Origin of the sequence: Paenibacillus sp. 4624 (genome assembly GCF_050435065.1) — a bacterium.
Taxonomy (GTDB): Bacteria; Bacillota; Bacilli; order Paenibacillales; family Paenibacillaceae; genus Paenibacillus; species Paenibacillus amylolyticus_D.
Genome location: NZ_JBNDJR010000015.1, coordinates 48,332 through 67,887 on the forward strand (window position 1 = coordinate 48,332; position 19,556 = coordinate 67,887).

The following is a 19,556-nucleotide window of genomic DNA, read 5'->3' on the forward strand; positions in this document are numbered from 1 at the left end:
TAAATCCAAACCAGGCTATGCATCGAAATAAAAATCGTAAACAGCTTATACTTTCTGGCAAGTAACAAAATCCCACAAGGCTATCACATAAAAAAGTGATGCCCTGTGAGATTTTGTAATTCAACCTGTTATTATTTGTAATCTGCGTTTATCGTTGTTTCTTTCCATTGTTCTATGCTGGCAAGCAGGCTGTTAAATTTATAGGTCGCTGTATCGTAGGCTTGTTGTCCCAGCAACAAACGAAGAGGCGGTTCCGTTGTTTCCACAACTTTAATAACTGCTTCGGCAGCCTTTGCAGGATCTCCAGTTTCTTGACCAGCACCGAGTTCGATCCCTTGCAACATTTGTCCGACGATGGATTCTTTAAGCTCAGGGATGCTTGTCTCTGTTTTGACAGAAGAACGGCCAGCCCAATCTGTGCGGAAACCGCTTGGCTCTATTAAAGTCACATTAATATTAAAAGGTGTCAATTCTTGGGAGAGACTCTCGGATATGCCCTCAACAGCGTATTTTGTAGCATGATAATAGCCAAGGGTCGGGAATGAAGCCAGACCACCAATGGATGAGAAGTTTATAATGTGACCACTTTTTTGTGATCTCATATGTGGAAGAACGGCATTGGTTACATGCATGAGACCCCAGAAGTTAACCTCGAACATCTTACGGGTTTCTTCCTCTACGCTTTCCTCAACGGAGCTGAAATATCCGATACCTGCATTGTTCACAAGCACATCTATACGGTTAAACTTCTCAATCGTGCGGTCAACCACATTGCGGATCTGTTCTGGACTAGTCACGTCCAGTGGGAGAGCAATTACCTGATCCTCATGCCCGGCAATAAGATCTGTTACCTGCTGAACATTACGTGCGGTCACGACAACTTTATAACCTGTTTCAATCGCTTTCTGCGCGATGTGTCGCCCAAATCCTGTTGAACATCCAGTGATAAGCCAAACTTTTGATTCTGACAATGTAATCACTCCTTCAAGGTAATAACTTTACTCTACCTCTTAAAGTTAACTTGAAGTCAATACTCATTTTGAAAAATAAATATTCATAGCTATTTCATCTTCTTATGCATTAAAACATCGTAAATCGCTATCTTCCGAATAATCTTTTCCAGATGGAACTGAGTCTGAGCCACAGTACGTTCCACTTTAGTTTTATGCATAAGCAAAAATTGTTTTCTGGCATCCAGGGAAGGATCACCTTGGCGAATCAGCTCTGTATAAGCCTTAATGTCTTCAATAGACATTCCCGTATCTTTTAAAGCGACAACCAGTTCAAGCCACTCTAAAACCTCCTCAGAATATTCTCTTCTACCTGAAGCATTCCGTTCAACGTGCGGCAATATGCCTTCTTGTTCATAATAACGTAGAGTGGAGGGACGTAAACCTGTGATCTTCTCAATTTCACTAATACTGTACATGTAAGATGCTCCTTTAATAGTTAAAGTTAACTTGAAGTGAATTGTACCCTTTTCATGAAGCAAAAGCGAATTCCTTGTCGCTTGGTCTTGTATTTCAGTCTAGAAACATTGAAGATGTCATCCATATTACTCGTTGAGAAAGAATTTCAGGGGAAGGCCTCGTTTCCTCTTTGAGGTAGTTGTGTATAGTCTGTAACGTGCCTCCGACATTCCACTCAATTAGAAAGTTATAATTTTCATCATTAATGTTTGGATTTCTCCTCATTTTCATTAGGATACTACGAATGCTTTGTTGTAAATGTTCAATATATATTTTTTTGTATTCTGGAAACTCCTCCGATAAGAGCAATTTGTAGCCTTTCGCATGTTGATCATAATGTGTGTAATTGAGCTGAATGAAAAGTTCAAGTTCAGCAGGTTCGTATTTGTTGATTAATGCAACATATTCTTCGATCAGCAATTCGAGAATTTCCTCTATTAATTCATCCTTCGAAGAATAGTGATTGTAGAAAGTAACACGGTTAACACCAGCTTGCTTAGCGATGTCGGTTACGTTTACCAAAGCATAAGTAGTATGCTGCAAAAGGTCGATTAATGCTTCTCTGAGATTTGCCCTTGTGTAGTAAATACTACACTGAAAGAAGTGAGTGTTTATAAGTTTTTTTGCTATCATGCTATCATGAATTCGGAAACATGTAAAAAATATAAACGGGTTTGAGGAAGGTGTTATATATGAATAATTCCAAGGTAGCGCTAATTACAGGTTCAGCCACAGGATTGGGACGTTCGGTTGCATTAAAACTTGCTTCACAGGGATACAACTTAGCCCTTGTCGATTTCAATGAACAGGCAGGTCAAGAAACACTACTACTTGCACAGGAGCAAGACATTCAAGCATCTTTATTAAAGCAGATGTATCTCGAGAAGAAGATGTAATAAACTATGTTGAAAAGACAGTAGAGACTTTCGGTCGTATCGACTACTTTATCAATAACGCAGGAATCATGGTACCTATGCGTTTGATTCACGAGTATGAGGGAATTTCTCTCTTTCCTAAAAAGCAACCGCTGTTCTCATCTAAAGAGAACAGCGGTTTTTTACCTATAACAATGGGGCATGACACTTTCAAATTAACAGTGCCGCTAAAATGTTGATCTTAGGTTACGGCATGGGACTGGTCATGCCGTATTGACGTCTGCGCTTCAGGAGTGTTATCCCAATTCAGAGTTGGCGCAGTGATGTCCTCGAGCACCTACTTTCATCGAATTGGCAGTACGTTTGGCATGACGATTACAGGTTAAGATCGCGTTATACAATGTTTGGTTTCCGTTACAGTCTCTCTAAATCAAAGTTCTTATAATGAATATATAGCCAGTTTGGAAAACACAAGTTTCCCCATCATTCTCAACTAAGGAGTGTTTTAAATGAATACATGGAATCCAGCGGAATTCCAAACTCCCTCCAAGCACTATCGCCCGAAAATGAGGTGGTGGCTTCCCGGGGCGTTCATGGACAAAGACGAGATTAAACGGGAGATCGAGTGGATGGCGGAAGCCGGCTACGGCGGTGCGGAAATCATCCATTTCTTCCCGATCCCTTCCGCGGATGTAAATCCAGCGGATTATGGCCGCTTCGTTTTCGGAGGCGATGAATGGAACAACCGCATGAAAGCTGCACTCGAAGCCGCCATCCCGCTTAACTTTCAGTTGGATTTCACTATAGGACCGCTGTGGCCGATCGCGACGCCCGCCGTCATGGACAAGAATGACGATCGCTGCACACATGGGTTGCATGTCGGGGCGGCGGTAGTCGTGGGGACGTACAACGGAGCAATTCCTGTGCCCAATACGATCGATCCCGCACGTCCTTATAAGCTTGTGGCTGTAACGGCTGCTCGGAGACACAGCGGCGAGTCCATAGGCGAAGTCGTCACGCTGGAATTAGAGACGGCAGCAGATCTCACCTTCAGAGTTGACGACCGAAGGATAGATTGGACAGCTCCTCTTGACGGAGAATGGTACTTGTTCGGCTTTTGGAGCCAAACGAACGGACAGATGAATGACTCAATCGGTGCTCCCGCGATCGATCACTTCTCTAAAGCAGCAGCCGATGCAGTTACGGGCTTCTGGGACAATCGCCTGTTTGCGGATCCGGACATACGTGCCTTATACGAGAAGAACGCCGGAAGCTTGTTCTGTGATTCCATTGAATTGAACGCAACTATGCTAGGCGGGATGTACGGTGCGACGCCGATGCCCGTCGCGATCTGGTCTCCCGCCGTATTGGAGGAGTTCCGTATGCGTCGAGGCTATGATTTGACTCCTTATCTGCCTTCGATATTCGTCAAAGGTTTGTATCAGCTAGGCGCGGGCAATCGGACGGACGGAGACTCGGATTACGATTTCACTGACCGCTCGGCAAACCTACGCATTAGGAACGACTTCTTTCAAACCTTGACAGATATGTTCCGGGACAATCACCTACGGACAATAAGAAGGTGGGCAAACGGACATCATATGAAGCTTCGTTATCAAACTTATGGCATGCCTACCGAACTCTCCTCGGGCCTTGCCGAAGTTGACATCCCGGAGACGGAATCACTCGGTTTCCATGATTCGACCGACGGTTACCGAATCCAATCGGGTGCCGTTCATCTGTATGATCGCGAGATCTATTCGATTGAGGTAGGCGCTGTTATGGGTTATGGCTACAAACAGACATGGACCGGACAGGACTTCGGCCTTCTCTGGCAATTGCATCGAGGCTTTGCGGCTGGCGTCAACCAGGCGGTTCTTCATGGTATGTCCTACGATACTTCATCTGCTTCGGAACATTTCGAAGCGATGTTCAAATGGCCGGGCTTGTCGCTCATGGGGTCGAGGTTCTCGAACGAATGGGGAGGACGCCAACCGAATTCCCTTCATGCAAGAGCCCTCACAGACTATATCGCGCGTACTCAATATCTGCTTCAAATTGGTAAGCCGAAAGTAGATCTGGCGATTTATCGTTATCATATTGATGGGATTCATGGCGCAATGGGAACGGAATTGACCCCGTATGAACAAGCCGGTTTCACGTATGACTTTGTAAGTCCTTGTTTGTTGGATTTAGCAAGTGCCCAAATCGGTACATTCGAGGGACATTCCGTACTGGCAGCGGACGGGCCGGCATATCGAGCTATCGTCGTAGATATGCGCAAGAAGTCGTTGACCGGAGACTGGAGGGCGTCCGATCTCCCGAATGAAACAGCCAATCAACTGATCGCCTTCGCGGAGAGCGGACTACCTGTCGTGGTCGTTGGAGAAGCTCCGTATCATGTTGCTTCGTTCTTTGGCAGCAAGGACAAGATGAAAGCCAAGGACGTCCAGCTGTGCGATCGAATCGAGCATCTGTTAAACCTGCCGACGGTAAGAGCGGTTAAGACTCAAGAAGATGCGGTCGCGGCACTGGGCGAGCTTTCCGTCATTCCTGCTGTTCAAGTCCAGTGCGAGTCGCCTCTGTTGAATGCCCGTCGGTACGAAAACGGTATTTCCTATTACTTCATCTACAATCCAAGTCAAGTGCAGGCATTCGAGGGAGAAGTGCAGTTCACAGGGACAGGGAATCCTTTCAAGCTGAACGCTTGGGATGGAACAATATGCCCGATGGCCGCTGTTCATACAGGCTCCGGTCAAACGACGGCGAAGCTACGACTCGCTCCGAACGGAACTGCTTTGATCGCGGTTGCAGATGAATGGACAGAAGCGCTTCAGCGCGAGGAATATCGCGATATGATTGCGAAAGGTACGCGGATCATACCAGATCGCTGGTCTCTCGTCGTGGACAGTTGGACTGCAGGCGCGCATCCGACGGAGACGAAGCTTGAAAGGATCGAGCTTGAACTTGACGAGCTGCGCTCCTGGACTCACATTCCGGTACTCCGGCAAGTATCCGGAATTGGACGATATCGGACAAGTTTCCGCATTGAAGAGCGGAATGATACTTCCGCTGCCGTTATTTTAGAGATGGGTGAGGTGTCCGATACGTTCAGGGTCTTCGTTAACGGCCGAGAGCTCCACGGTGTCGATCAGATCGGGCGTCATATTCCAATCGGGGAATACTTGCGCTATGGAGAAAACAACGAGTTGGAGGTCGAAGTAGCGACGACCCTGAACAATGCGCTAAGCATCTTCGATCCTAACCGACAACCGCTGGATTGCGGTTTGATTGGTCCTGTTGAAATCGTATTTGGGGAGAGATCGGAATACGAATAGCGTAATTTTAGTGCCGTTTTCGTTTTATTTTCCCGGTTAGATCAAAAAGGAGGTCACTTTATTGTCTATTAAAATTGGTTTACAAATGTTTTCCGTTCGAAATAAATTCAATGAAGATCGAATTAAAACATTACAGGATTTATCAACGATTGGGTATAAGCACATTGAAATCCCAATTGATTTTCAAAGTGATAGCGTTTTTAATATTAACACTCTGTCTGCCAGTGATCTAAAGCGAATGACTGAAACTGCAGGCATACAAGTACTTGCAACACATATTCCAGGTGAATTAAAAGAGCAAGAACTCAATGACATAATTTCCTATCACAAAGAGTTGGGGTGTTATAGAGCCATTATTCCTATGATGCTGTTTCAAGGAGCTCATGACGTAATCGCTTTTAGTAAGCGATTAAATGAATATGGAAAAAAACTTTGGACTCACGGGATCCAGCTATATTATCATAATCATTTTCAAGAATTTCAAAAGTTTGATGGGAAAACGGTATATGAAATCCTACTAGAAAATACAAATCCTGATTATTTGAAGTTTGAATTAGATATGTATTGGGCTATTAGGGGAGGGGCAAATGTCGAGCAGTTGCTCAAACAACTTGGAAATCGATGTGAATTAATTCATATAAAAGATTTGCCTCATCCAATTAGCTCAATAAATATACTCGAAACATTAAACGAGGAAAAAGCGATAACCTTACATGATTTCATGCCATTGTTTAATTCTGATAATTTTGTAGAAATAGGACAAGGAAAGCTGGATATTAAGGAAATTATCAAATTAGTAAAAGAGCATACAGCCACTAAATATATCATTGTCGAGCAAGATGTTATAACGATAGATGAAATAAAAAGTGTTGAGATAAGCTTTAACGCCTTATCTGATTTGTTGGGTGTTGAGTATGCATAAATTAAATGTTGGTATTATTGGCTGCGGAGCAATTGCTATGGAAAAGCATCTACCAGCATTGCTCAAACTGTCTGATAAGGTAAATGTCAAAGGTTTTGCTAGTAGAAATGAAGAAAAAGCAAAAAAAGGTGCTAATTTGGTAGGAAATGATGCAAAAATTTATACCGATTACAAAGATATGTTGCAAGATCCTGAAATTGATGTTGTTCATATCTGTACACCGAATGCATTACACAGTTCAATGACTGTCGAGGCTTTAGAGGCAGGGAAGCATGTCATGTGTGAAAAGCCTATGGCCTTGAACAGTCAAGAAGCAGAGGAAATGGTAAAAGCTGCTGAGCGTACAGGTAAAAAATTGACAATCGCATATCAGAATCGTTTCAGAAAAGATTCAATACTTTTGAAACAAGCGTGTACTAATGGCGATCTGGGAGAAATTTATGTTGCTAAAGCGCATGCAATTCGACGTAGAGGTGTCCCAACTTGGGGAGTATTCCTAAATAAAGAGATGCAAGGAGGGGGTGCACTTATTGATATTGGCACGCATGCACTTGATCTGACTCTATGGTTGATGAATAACTACGAAGTTGAAAGTGTAACCGGCGTAGTGCACAACAAATTAAGACATGAGAATAAGGCCAATCCTTTTGGACCGTGGAATCCGGATCATTTTAACGTAGAAGAGTCAGCGTTCTCTTTTATCAAAATGAAGAATGGTGCATCCATTTATCTAGAATGTTCCTGGGCTCTGAATTCACTAGATGAAAGAGAAGCAATGACTACGTTGTCTGGGACAAAAGGAGGCGCCGAAATGCGCCGGAATACAGCCTTAGGTACAAATGAACTGATATTTAATACAGAAATGTATGGAAATCTCGTTAGCACTCAGTTACAGAATGCAGCCGGTATATCGTATATATCACCCGTAGAAGAAACAGATGCTGATCGAGAAATGGCTCAATGGATTGATGCAATCCTTGAAGACAAAAATCCTGTAGTTGAACCAAGACAAGCGCTAGTCGTTACTCAGATACTTGAAGCGATTTACCGTTCAGCCGAATTAAATGACACGATTAAATTTTAAATTTAAATTTGTCGTTTTCATACTGAGAGGATGAGTTCTAATGAGTAAAGTTCTTAGTGTAGGAATTATTGGTACGGGAGAACTTGCACAAGTCGTACACTTGCCTATCCTTAAAGAATTATCCGAAAAATTCAAAGTAACCGCTCTATGTGATGTTTCGTATAATTCCCTCAAATATAACGGCGAAAAATTTGGTGTTTCAAACCTTTATACAAATGTGGAGGATCTTGTTAATGACGAAGATATTGATGTTGTTTTCGTCTGTAACAGTAACGAATATCATGCAGATGCTGCTATAGCTGCTGCCAACGCAGGTAAGCATGTTCTCGTTGAAAAGCCTATGGTGCTTTCATTATCGGAAGCAGAAGCTGTGATCGAGGCGAAAAACAGAAATAATGTTCATGTTATGGTCGGTTATATGAGAAGATATGCTCCTGCATTTGAAGCTGCAGTTAAAGAAATAGGGGGATTAGACCAAATTTTGTACGCAAGGGTACGAGATATTATTGGACCGAATGATTATTTCATAGGGCAATCTGGAACATACCCGAAAAAGTTTAACGATTTTCCTGAAGAATTAAATAAAGAAAGAGCTGAGAAATCAGAGAAGTGGATTAGAGAAGCTCTTGGTGAGGGCGCCGATGAGACTACAATTATGTTGTACTATTTCCTTACCGCTTTAGGGTCGCATGATCTTTCTGCCATGCGTGAGGCTTTGGGAATGCCAGAATCCGTATCCGGTTTTGCCTTTAATAGTGGAGGCTTCTTTATAAATGCCATTCTCAACTACCCTTCTTTCAATGTAGTTTATGAGACAGGTATGAATAACGTAGGTAAGTTTGATGCTCATCTGGAAGTGTACGGAAAAGATAAAATGGTTAGAGTAGAATTTGACACACCGTATATTAAAGGACTACCTGTTAAATTAATCGTGTCAGAAACAGAAGGGGACTTGTACAAAGAAACCGTTATTCGACATACTTATAAAGACCCTTATACGATTGAGCTGGAAGCACTTTATGATGCAATTGTTCACGATCAGGTCATAAAAACAACTCCAGAGGATTACCGTGATGACTTAATCATTTTTAATATGTTAATTGATTTCTACAAAAAGCAGAAGCAATAATTCCTGATTTAATAAACATCGATGTCTTTTGTGAATAACCTAAAAAGACAAACCAAGATCATTGATTGACCTTCGTTTGTCTTTTTTAATTCGTGAAACTCTCTTTAAAGACTTTGTGTACTTTCTCTTTTAACTAACACCAATGGCAGAACTATGTTGTTTGGCTCTCCTGGTTAATATTCTACAAACGTTACAACTAATTTTTATCTATACAATACTTCATTTTATGGTGAAGGACAAGAAGCTTAAAACCGTACACGAGTTATGAAGTGGGAGTGCAGGTTTAGAGACAAGAAAATGTTGAATTTCGTATTACTGGAATTAAACGAAGTAATTTGAAAGTAAATCCCTAAATATGATAGTATTTATATTGTATTGATATTAAAACTATCATTTTAGGGGGCGTTACGATGTTTACCAATGCAAATCAAGATCGTTCCAAGTCCAAAGTTGATTTCATGGATCATTCATTCATTCAGCAGCCTTTCCCCGTCTACGAAAAGCTGCGTGTCGAAGAGCCTGTCCATCGCCTTTTACTGCCTAGTGGGCACGCTGCCTGGATGGTTACCCGATATGAGGATGCCGTCAAAATTTTGCAGGATGGCCGCTTTGTAACCGGAGTTTTCGATAACAGTAACAATGAAAAGGAGGAGACACTTCATCCTCATCAGGCGATTATTTCACGAAATCTGATCAGTGTTGGTCCTGAAGATCATCGTCGACTGCGGCGCTTGATTCAGAAGGCATTTACTCCCCGTATGATTGAGAGGCTGCGGGGACGAATTGTGGAAATAAGTGATCAATTGCTAGACAAGATTCAGGCAGGAAACACTCGGGAGTTTGATTTGATCGAGGACTATGCCTTCCCGCTGCCCATTATCGTTATTTGTGAAATGCTAGGTGTTCCTCTGAAGGATCAAGACAAATTCAGAGCTTGGTCCAACACCATTATGGAGAGTGTCAGCAATCCGCAGCTGAACCAGGAAAGCGATGAAGTAATGAAGGCTTTTGTCGATTACTTACAAGAACTGATCACGGAGCGGCGCAACCATATTCAACAGGACCTCATCAGCGATCTCATCAGCATTGAGGAAGAAGGTGACAAACTAACGGAGCAGGAGTTATATGCACTAGTGTTCGTACTCATAATTGCAGGGCATGAAACAACAGTGAATCTGATTGGGAACGGCATGCTCGCGTTGCTGGAACATCCACAGCAAAAGCAACTACTTATGGATGATCCGGATCTGATTCAAGCGGCTGTTGAGGAAGTGTTGCGATTTAATGGGCCAGCTGAAATAAGCAATGTACGCTGGGCTACGGAAAATGTGGAGTTTCAGGGAATACAAATTCGCCAAGGAGACATGATGCTTGTTGCATTATCCTCAGCGAATCGGGATTCCAGTCAATTTGAAGAACCCGATACGTTTGACATTACTCGCAAAGTCAATGACCACATTGCTTTTGGTAAAGGGATTCATTATTGTCTCGGCGCTCCACTTGCTAGACTTGAAGGCGAGATTGCGATCAACGCTTTACTTCAACGGCTGCCGGAGATTCGGTTAAATACAGATCTGGAACTGCTGGAGTGGAGGCCAGGTATGATCATTCGGGGGCTCAAAGCGTTTCCGGTCGCATACTAAATAGGGGCTATTGGGGAAGTAGGATCTACTTCCTCTCTCTATCGAACAGGAGAGTGAAGATATGAAAGAATATAAAGATTGCCGTAATCCAGTGCTCCCACCGCACATATGCATCCCGGATCCGGAAGCTCACGTCATGCCGGATGCAAGGGTGTACGTTTACGGCTCATGGGATCAAGAGGAGAAGGGTTTCTGTAGCCAGGAATACAAGGTGCTTTCGTCTGCTAATATGGTGGATTGGATCGATCACGGAGTATCTTTTCATTCAAACCAGGTTCCTTGGATTTATGATGAACATGCACCCAAATATCCGGGTGTGGATCCGTCCAAGCCGTCTCCATTCATGATCAAGCTTTATGAGCTGGCCGCTCAGCATGGAATAACGGAAGCTCCCGAGCAAAAGTCGGATATGTTATTTGCTCCGGATGCGATATATAAAGATGGCAAGTATTATTTATATTTTTGCATGTCGGACGATAGCGAAGGCGTCGCAATAGCTGATAAGCCGGAAGGGCCGTTCGCCGATCCGGTTCAATTGCCGTGCGGAGGGATCGACCCGGCGGTCTTTATCGATGATGACGGACAGGCTTATTTTTATTGGGGGCAGTTCTACGCAAACGGAGTAAAATTAAAAAACAATATGGTCGAGTTTGAAGAGGGAACCATTGTCCATAACCTGATAACGGAAGAAGAGCATTATTTTCATGAAGGAAGCTCTGTCCGCAAGCACGGCGAGACCTATTATTTGGTTTATTCGAGCATCAAACGCGGCAAACCTACTTCACTTGCTTACGCAACGAGCCAATCTCCGCTCGGACCGTTTCAATACAGAGGGATCATTATCGACAACGACGGATGCGATCCGATGAGCTGGAATAATCATGGCTCGATCGAGGAAGTGAACGGACAGTGGTTTGTATTTTATCATCGTACTTCTCAGTATCGGCAGGACAAGCGCCGCCTTTGCATTGAGCCCATTTTTTTCAATGAAGATGGAACGATTCAGGAGGTGCTCATGACGTCTCAGGGTGCGGGAAGACCATTTGGCATAGATGAAAGAATGGAGGCATACCAAGCGTGCCAATTATCGGGCAGCGTATACATTGCCCCTTCAAAAAACGGCGGTGAGGCGTTGATCGGGATAAGTGATGAAGATCAAGCGGTCTTTAGATACACGGAATGGGAAAAACCCATAGATACTGTCTCTGTAGAGGCCAACGGAAGCGGTGAAATTCTTATTTATTTGGATGATGAGAATGAAGCGGCGGGAATCGTTGTTCTGGATGGAGGAAAATGTCTTTCTTCATCTTTTTCGGGGAAGCCGGGTAAACATGAAGTGAGATTGGAGTTCAGAAAAGTGCGTGATTTGGAAGTCCAAGCAATAACTTTCAGGTAATAATCGAAACGAATTCTTGTCGGACCTAATAATATCCTTTATTCAAAAAGCACTTCGATATTTTAGGGAGGTCTACGGTCTATGTCTAGGAGATGCCAGTTGAAAACAGCAGCTTATAATATCTAGTATGCATCCAAAAAAAGGCGGAGGGATGGAATCATGGGAAAACTGAAGGGTAAGGTTGCCATTGTAACAGGTGCAGGAGGAGGACTGGGCAGTTACATCGCCCTACGCCTGGCAGAAGAGGGCGCATCATTAATGCTTACTGATATCAATGGCTCGTCATTAGAGAAGACCGTTGCACGTTGTGAACGTGCAACGTTTTCGGTTCTTGCCAAAACTGCTGATTTGTCTGAGCCTGAGCAGGTCAAATTACTGATTGAAGATACGATTAAGAAATTCGATACCATCGACATTCTAGTCAATTTGGCGATTGCTATTCGGACACCACATTCCTTTCTGGAACATGAATTGGATACACTTGATGAGAGCTACCGAACAGGACTTATATCCACTTGGCTCATGATGAAGGAAAGTTACCCGTATTTAAAACAAGGTGGAGGAAAGATCATTAATTTTGGCTCAGGAGCAGGGTATGACGGGCTTGAGGGGTATGCCGCATATGCCGCCATTAAAGAAGGAATACGGGCGCTGTCACGTGTTGTTGCCCGAGAATGGGGCAAGGACAACATCAATGTGAATGTCATAAATCCTGGAGCCCTCACGGATGGGATTCACGCACATCTGGATGCGCTGCCTGAAGACCAGCGTGACCCGCAGCTGCTGGGGTTCAAGCCCACTGCAATCGGTCGTTATGGGGACCCTTATGAAGATATCGCTCCGGTCGTTGCTTTTCTGGCAAGTGAAGATGCCAGACATATAACGGGTCAAACCTTTTTTGTCGATGGAGGCTCAATTATTAACGCATAGAAACAGAAGTCATATGACGAACAATAATTAAATAAACAAGTGAATTGAGAACTGACTAACATAAAATTCAAGACCTCTAATTAATTCAAATAAAATCATCATACAAAAACGACCGTTCCCTCAGTGTTCAAAAAGGGACGGTCGCTTATTTCATTTATGGAAGAAAAATCAAATAATGCTTTTATCCACAATTTTTAATTCTACAGGTAGAGTAAGCAGATTTTGTGTTCCTTTGTGTAAATGTAGCGCCGGATTAAAGGTTTCAGTTGGAACAATATCAGCAAATGTTTCAATGAAACACTCTAATGCTATTTGAGCTTCAAGACGCGCCAGAGGGGCTCCTAGACAAAAGTGAGGGCCTTTACCAAAGCTAAGATGCTTGTTACTATTCTCTCGGTGTATATCAAACTTGTTTGGTTCCGGGAATTGTTCTGCATCATTATTCGCGGCTCCGAGCCATATAACAATGACATCGCCTTTTTTCATAGGGACACCCAACACATCGCTATCCATAGTCAATACCCGATCAAGTGTGATGGGGAAGCGATAACGCAACGTTTCTTCAATGGCATTGGAGATAAGGCTGCGATTGGAGAGAATCTCCTGATAAATTCCTTGTTGTTCATACGCGAAAGTGTAGAACATGTTCCCAAGTAAATTGGTTGTTGTTTCATTGCCGGCAGCAAGCAGACCCAAGCTGAAGGTTACCACTTCCTCATCTGTAAGTTGTGTCCCCTCATACGCTGCAAGAGTTAAATCAGAAATAATATCCTGCTCAGGATTTTGACGTTTTTCTTTAACAATGGGAAGCAAATATTCGTTGAACTCCGACATCGCACGGTATTTTCTTTTGGCTTGATCCGTAACATCGGCCTCTGAATTAGGGAAAAACAAAATATCGGACCAGTTCTTAATATAATGAAGATCTTGTCGTGGTGTGCCTAACAAATCAGAAATGACCGTGACGGGAAACGGAACGGCAAGATCACTGATCATGTCGGGCTTATTCATCTGTTTCATATTATCTATTAATTCTTTAGCAATGCCCCTTATTCTTGGTTCCCACTCCTTTAGGCTTCTTGGGGTAAAGGCACTGGATACCAACTTGCGTATATCACGTTGAATAGGAGGATCGGTAGAATTGATATCTACACGTGTAATAACTGGTGGAATAGGTGACACACTTCTTTTCCGTATACTTGAAAATAGTTTGAAGTCACTAAGCACCCTGTTCACATCATCATAGCGAAATACGTTCCAGACGTTCTGCTTCTCATCATAATATATCGGATTATTGACAATCATATCGTGGTACCAATCATAGGGGCTCCATAATTGTTCAGGACTTTGTAACTTTGATATCTCATGAATGACGATACTGCTATGTTCTGAATACATCTTTCCAACACCACCTCTGATTTTAATATGATAAACTTCGATGTGATATCCAAACTATCAACCCCAATGAAACTCTATCACAAAAATACATAGAAATTCAAATAATATCCTTTTTAGTTATAAGCAAACTGAAAAATGCTCACAAATAGTTCGGGCTGATCCCGTTGCCCCATCGTACATAAAGGGCTTGCCCTTTCGTACGATTTTTTTTTCTTTCTTTTTCGTTATCATGGGGGTACAGGTTGCTCGGTTTGTAGCTCGAGGATTTTAGAAAAGTGAAAGGGGAAGAATTAAAATATGGCGAATATGGATGCCCTCTCGTCTCTGTAACTCAGGTTATGCTAACAATTTCCATTCTTTTTGTGGAAGAAGCACATATTAAAAAGTTTATCTCAGATAAACTTTTTAATACAATAATACCCATATTATCCATAAAAGGAGACTTTTCATCATGAATAAATTAAAGTATGTATTAAATCGAATGAAAACAAGAACAAAAATCATGATCTCTTTACTTATCATTATTTTAATCATAACAGGGATTATCGTAAGAAATTTATCCGTGTATGTGGAAGATAAAGATTATGTACCTGCTGCCACTACAGAGAAGTTCCGTGTAGCGCTTTCGGTAAGCCCGTTTTCGGGAAATGAATTTAAGACGGGGAATACTACGTATACAGCAGGAGACGTTACTGCGAAAAACCGAGAAGAATTAGAAAAGATGTATATTTCATCAGGGGCTACGGAAATGTACGCAAGAATTGCTACTAAACGATATCCTACTGAAGATAATATCGTAAATGGTGAGGAAGACTCAAATGCAAATTACCATACGTTGGAGCAAGGATTAGAGTTGGCTCGAATGGCAGCCAAATTAAATATACCGTTGAACCCTGAGATTATGCTGGCTTACACTTATATGGATATGGATCGGCAACAAGCACCTAATTTCGAGGAATATCCCGAGATATATGCTCTGCAAAATGGAAAGCCTTGGGAAGAATTGACTTTGGATGAAATGAACGTTGTCTTGGAAGCATACGGGAAATTTGTGGCAACAGAAATTTTAAAAACTGGCGTCACTGTAGATAACTGGAACCTTGGTAACGAAGCAAACTATGGTTTTGCAGGGGTAAGCATTGGGTTGAAAACCGCAGTAAACGAAAAGTTGGAAAAAGTTCCGGGCTTTATGAGACATGTCTATTCTGTGATGGGAACCAATTGGTTGAAAAATAATATTTGGAAATACAATGCGGTGCAGATGACTTCAGTAGCTAAAGGGATTAAAGAGGCCTACACTAGTTTAGGTCTTGATTCAAGCAATGTTAAGTTTTCTACTCACATCGCCACTGTAGTAACAACAGTGAATACAGCAGTCACATATTTCAAGACATTAAAGGAAAATGGATTCCCTATTGATACTGCTGGAATTAGTTTTTATCCCAGCGCGCCAGGAGTATACATCGACAAAATGGTTATGTATAAAAAAATAGTTACTGCGATTAACAAAGAGGTGGGTATACCTGTATTTATCGCAGAGTTTTCTTATCCTTCAGGTGAAGTGCAGGGCGCATATGCGGGATGGTCAAAAACGATCAAGGGATATCCGCATAATGAAGAAGGACAAGCGGCAATCTATCATGATGTGGTTCAGTGGGGTAAAACACATGGGCTTATAGGTATCCGTTATTGGGCTCCAGATTACAGTGGGTGGGGAAGTATGTCAATGTTCGATTACTCGGATCATGGCGCTAAAGCCAAGAAAATATTAATGGATGCTATTTCCGAAGAAAACAAATTGAAATAACGTTTAATTTAATCAGGTCAATATAGAAAAGTCGCTTATAGCGGCTTTTTGTTTTTTCCAGTTGCTTAGCTAACTACATCCTGACATAGATACCTTGTTGCCGGGCTGCACCTTTTCGGCTATGCTACCTTTAAAGAACTGCTTGGTTGTTTAAATGAATCAGGTAAGGGCTGTTACTCTCTTTAAGAGCAGCATAGGAGGTATAGAAGAATTTGGCATGAGAAGATCCCATTCCTATCTACCTGGATACAAATGGTTAAATCGCCGATGGAATAAATGGAGTTTAACCAAGAAGCTGGTCCTGTTTTATTTGCCCTTATTTGTTCTCCCCTCTATCGTTGGACTAAGTCTCTTAGCCCAGAACTATAATGCTGCGATCCGTACCAACGCCGAGTCATATTCCGATTCGATTACGAGCCTGACTGTAGACAAACTGGAAGCAACCATAGAGACCTATAACAATGTGAGTCTGCACATTCTAACCTCAGATGAAATAGGAGCAATTCTGTCTGAACCGGTACATAACGATTTTGAAAAAATCGAACTGCAGCAGCAGCTGGAGCGAAGTGTGCTGCCGATCATTGGAGGACTAGACAGCAACCGTATCAAAGGATGTGTATTTATGACTGACAACACTACCTTTATCATCGGCCAAGATGAACAAGAGCCTTTAAGTGAGAAAGGAAAGTCAAATACGGTTACAGCCAACGGAGCACCTTATTGGGATTCTGTAAGGTCAGGTTATACTACAGATAATGATGTAAGTGCTTTCAGGTTAGGGCGTGTCATTAAAGATGAGAACTTCCGACCTATAGGATATTTTTATCTTATTGTTTCTTCTAATGTATTCAGGGACGTTCTTAGCTCTGCTATGGCAGGTTCCAATACTGCTTTTTTCCTTAACGGTCCGGATAGAGTGCTGCTTCAAGAACAAGTAATACAGGAAGATACATTTTCTGAAGTTTTACGTCTTGAACAAAGTCTTGATTACAATGAATGGACGCTTACAGCGGAGTATGCTCTAAATACCGTGTATGCCACCGTCTACCGAATGAGTGTTTTTGCAGCTTGGCTGGCCGGGGGAAGTCTGGTCCTTGGTTTGGTTGCCTCCTACCTGATTCGTACCGACATTGCTTTGCCGATCGTGAGGCTTCTTGCCAATATGCGGAGAGGATTGCGCGGGGAGAAGCCTAACTCCCTTACTAAATTCAGGGGGGCCAGAGAAATTACGCAGCTGAATGAAACCTTTATTTCTGTTATGTATGAAATCTACAATTTATTGGGTGAAGTGAAGGCCAGTGAAGAACGCAAACGGCAGGTGCAGTTAAAAGTGCTCCAAAACCAACTTTCTCCTCACTTCATCTACAATACGTTAAATACCATCCGGTGGATGGCCATGATACGAAAACAGGACCATATAAAAGAGATTGTTGATGCTTTGAGCAATCTGTTGAGATACTCGATCAGAGACACCAATGAACTTGTTTCGCTTGAAGACGAAATTAACGTCATGCGTGAATTTGTCAAAATTCAACAAGTACGTCACCAAAACTTTATATTTCAGGTCGAACTGGAGGATGAGGTGAAACCGTATCGACTGCTTAAATTTTTGATTCAGCCGCTCTTAGAAAATGCTATAGTTCATGGTTTGTCGTCTATTGATCATTCAGGACAGATACGTCTGGAGGCAAAAGCAGAGAAAGGGATGCTTAGCATTCGGGTATGGGACAATGGTAGCGGAATAGGTCAAGAGCGCTTATATGAAATCCAGCAGGTTATGAGCAGCGGAACTGGAAGCCACATCGGATTATTGAGTGTGAAAGAGAGGATTGAAATGTTCTATGGCCCTGCCTACGGAATGAACATTACGAGTGAACGGGGAGCAGGCACTACTGTGGAATTAAAGCTTCCTATCTTGAAAGAAGGATGGCCAAACGAAAATGATTAAAATTGCGATTGTAGATGATGAATCCCTGGTTCGGGTTGGATTTCAGACTATTATTGACTGGCATGAAAATGGCTATGAAATACAAGGGGTTTATCGGAACGGCAAGGAGGCATGGGAGGCCTTTTCTACAGATGGTTACCCCGAAGTGCTGCTGACCGATATACGAATGCCTGAAATGGACGGTCTAGAATTGATAAGACGAATTAGAGAGACGGATAAAGAGATGATCATTTTAGTCCTGAGCAGCTATGAAGAGTTTGAATATACAAGAAGATCAATCCAATTGGGTGTTCAAGACTATATTCCAAAGCATCTGTTCGACCCAGATGAATTGATTTCAACACTGACCCGATTATCGGAGAGACTCTCCTCAAAGGTTCGCGCTAGACAGAGCCGGGCCAATGCCATGGATGAAGAAAGGCAGCGACTGATGGCACAATCCAGAATACTTCCGGGTATTGTTGCTTTTGCGGCGGATTTCTCTCACAAAGAGTACCCTGTGCTTACAGACCTTTTGAAAGAAGCTGCTTTCGTTTGTTGGGTTGCTATTCGTATTTGGTCAACGGATAACTCAGGCAACGATGATGACCAGACTGCCTTGGGTTTTCTCCTGCAAGATCTTATGAATAAAACGACACATGCAATTCCTCTGGGCTTTGATCAAGGCTTTTTTCACGGCTTACTCTTTAGTCGAGAAACAAAGCCGGAAGAAACAACGATGATGGCCGGTCTGGTAAAAGAATGGATGGACACAGTGAAGCAGAATCTTGCCATTACAGTATCAGCCGGTATGTCTGATCATCTGATCTTTCAGAAGTGTAAAGTGATAAGAACCCAAGCAGAGCAAATGATTGACCGATCCTTTTTCAATGGGCCAGGCTTGTACCGCTTTGATGCGAGTCTAAATGTTGTTCAGGAGCAGCTAGACATAAAGTTTCAACAATGGCAGCAGGAATTTATAAGCATATTGAATTCTTCAGAGGAAGAGTTGGCGAAGTGGCTGGACGCCGTAGGCAGCGAACTAGAGACACGTTATTCTCCCGATACTGCGTTCCGTTTGGTCCAGTGGATGCTTAAAATTTATCAAAATGATCCATCGAACATGAATATGCTGATTGATACAGAGAAGTCCGATTCTATGACCCTCCCCTTTTATTCAGTGGATTCCATCCGAACATGGGACGAATTAAAGTCCTGCTTTTTACAGACGATTAAACGGTTCAATGACTTATCCGCCACCGCTAGGATGAAATCGCAAACATGGCTGGAGCCGGTTTTTCTTTATGTAGAAGCACATTTCGCCCAAAGCATTCGGCTTGAGGATGCCGCAAGCTTAGTGAACTTAAACATTCATTATTTCAGTCATCGATTTAGCCGGGAAATGGGAATGACGTTTCTTGAATACCTAACCCAGGTTCGTATCCGTAAATCTATAGATCTCATGAAGCGATACTCGCTTTCTGCTGAAGAGGTAGCTTCCCGTGTGGGATATCCAAACTCGAATTATTTCGTGAAGGTGTTTAAAAAAGTTACCGGAATGACCGTTTCTGAATTCAGAAACTCGACTGGCTTCTCAACTAAATAAATGGAATGTTCATCTAATAATATGGAATGACG

The 19,556-nt window shown here is 42.6% G+C and carries 16 protein-coding genes; 12 read left to right on the plus strand and 4 right to left on the minus strand.

Going from position 1 to position 19,556, the window contains the following annotated elements; genetic code table 11:
- Window positions 1-131 precede the first annotated feature (131 nt).
- The 3 genes from ABIE27_RS26930 to ABIE27_RS26940 all read right to left on the minus strand — a co-directional run bounded on the left by ABIE27_RS26930 (window position 132) and on the right by ABIE27_RS26940 (window position 2,102).
- Window positions 132-980, minus strand: coding sequence for an oxidoreductase (locus ABIE27_RS26930; RefSeq protein ID WP_429351961.1), 849 nt, complete (start codon window positions 978-980; stop codon window positions 132-134).
- 80 nt (window positions 981-1,060) lie between these two features.
- On the minus strand, window positions 1,061-1,429 hold the full coding sequence (locus ABIE27_RS26935; protein WP_123066957.1) for a MerR family transcriptional regulator: 369 nt from the start codon (window positions 1,427-1,429) through the stop codon (window positions 1,061-1,063).
- Between the two features lie 94 nt (window positions 1,430-1,523).
- Window positions 1,524-2,102 carry a TetR/AcrR family transcriptional regulator gene (locus ABIE27_RS26940; RefSeq protein WP_429351962.1) on the minus strand — a complete coding sequence of 193 codons (579 nt, stop codon included), beginning with the start codon at window positions 2,100-2,102 and terminating at the stop codon, window positions 1,524-1,526.
- Between the two features lie 59 nt (window positions 2,103-2,161).
- Between ABIE27_RS26940 and ABIE27_RS26945 the strand changes: the two genes are divergently transcribed.
- The 9 genes from ABIE27_RS26945 (at window position 2,162) to ABIE27_RS26985 (ending at window position 12,786) form a co-directional block, all read left to right on the plus strand.
- Window positions 2,162-2,365: an SDR family NAD(P)-dependent oxidoreductase gene (locus ABIE27_RS26945; RefSeq protein ID WP_429351963.1), complete on the plus strand. Its 204-nt coding sequence runs from the start codon at window positions 2,162-2,164 to the stop codon at window positions 2,363-2,365.
- Window positions 2,365-2,583, plus strand: a complete 219-nt coding sequence (locus ABIE27_RS26950; RefSeq protein ID WP_429351995.1) for a hypothetical protein — start codon at window positions 2,365-2,367, stop codon at window positions 2,581-2,583. Before ABIE27_RS26945 ends, ABIE27_RS26950 begins: the two co-directional genes overlap by 1 nt.
- A 270-nt stretch (window positions 2,584-2,853) precedes the next feature.
- Complete coding sequence (locus tag ABIE27_RS26955) at window positions 2,854-5,682, plus strand: glycosyl hydrolase (RefSeq protein WP_429351964.1); 2,829 nt, start codon at window positions 2,854-2,856, stop codon at window positions 5,680-5,682.
- Window positions 5,683-5,743: 61 nt separating this feature from the next.
- Window positions 5,744-6,604, plus strand: a complete 861-nt coding sequence (locus tag ABIE27_RS26960) for a sugar phosphate isomerase/epimerase family protein (RefSeq protein ID WP_429351965.1) — start codon at window positions 5,744-5,746, stop codon at window positions 6,602-6,604.
- A complete protein-coding gene (locus tag ABIE27_RS26965) occupies window positions 6,597-7,688 on the plus strand; it encodes a Gfo/Idh/MocA family protein (RefSeq protein ID WP_429351966.1) in 1,092 nt (363 codons plus the stop codon). The genes ABIE27_RS26960 and ABIE27_RS26965 overlap by 8 nt, the downstream gene beginning before the upstream one ends.
- Window positions 7,689-7,728: 40 nt before the next feature.
- Complete coding sequence (locus ABIE27_RS26970) at window positions 7,729-8,817, plus strand: Gfo/Idh/MocA family protein (protein ID WP_429351967.1); 1,089 nt, start codon at window positions 7,729-7,731, stop codon at window positions 8,815-8,817.
- A 410-nt stretch (window positions 8,818-9,227) separates the two neighbouring features.
- Window positions 9,228-10,460 carry a cytochrome P450 family protein gene (locus ABIE27_RS26975; RefSeq protein WP_429351968.1) on the plus strand — a complete coding sequence of 411 codons (1,233 nt, stop codon included), beginning with the start codon at window positions 9,228-9,230 and terminating at the stop codon, window positions 10,458-10,460.
- A gap of 61 nt (window positions 10,461-10,521) precedes the next feature.
- Window positions 10,522-11,856: a family 43 glycosylhydrolase gene (locus tag ABIE27_RS26980; RefSeq protein ID WP_429351969.1), complete on the plus strand. Its 1,335-nt coding sequence runs from the start codon at window positions 10,522-10,524 to the stop codon at window positions 11,854-11,856.
- Window positions 11,857-12,015: 159 nt separating this feature from the next.
- Window positions 12,016-12,786, plus strand: coding sequence for an SDR family NAD(P)-dependent oxidoreductase (locus tag ABIE27_RS26985; protein WP_429351970.1), 771 nt, complete (start codon window positions 12,016-12,018; stop codon window positions 12,784-12,786).
- A gap of 168 nt (window positions 12,787-12,954) precedes the next feature.
- Here the strand turns inward: ABIE27_RS26985 and ABIE27_RS26990 are convergent, their stop codons facing one another.
- Window positions 12,955-14,184, minus strand: coding sequence for a cytochrome P450 (locus ABIE27_RS26990; protein ID WP_429351971.1), 1,230 nt, complete (start codon window positions 14,182-14,184; stop codon window positions 12,955-12,957).
- A 451-nt stretch (window positions 14,185-14,635) separates the two neighbouring features.
- On the opposite strand from ABIE27_RS26990, the gene ABIE27_RS26995 reads away from it, so the two are divergent.
- From ABIE27_RS26995 to ABIE27_RS27005, 3 genes are all read left to right on the plus strand, one after another.
- Window positions 14,636-15,991: a glycosyl hydrolase 53 family protein gene (locus tag ABIE27_RS26995; protein WP_429351972.1), complete on the plus strand. Its 1,356-nt coding sequence runs from the start codon at window positions 14,636-14,638 to the stop codon at window positions 15,989-15,991.
- 217 nt (window positions 15,992-16,208) lie between these two features.
- Complete coding sequence (locus ABIE27_RS27000) at window positions 16,209-17,939, plus strand: sensor histidine kinase (RefSeq protein WP_429351973.1); 1,731 nt, start codon at window positions 16,209-16,211, stop codon at window positions 17,937-17,939.
- Entirely contained in the window at window positions 17,932-19,524 is a 1,593-nt protein-coding gene (locus ABIE27_RS27005; protein ID WP_429351974.1) for a response regulator transcription factor, read from the plus strand. Before ABIE27_RS27000 ends, ABIE27_RS27005 begins: the two co-directional genes overlap by 8 nt.
- Window positions 19,525-19,556 lie beyond the last annotated feature (32 nt).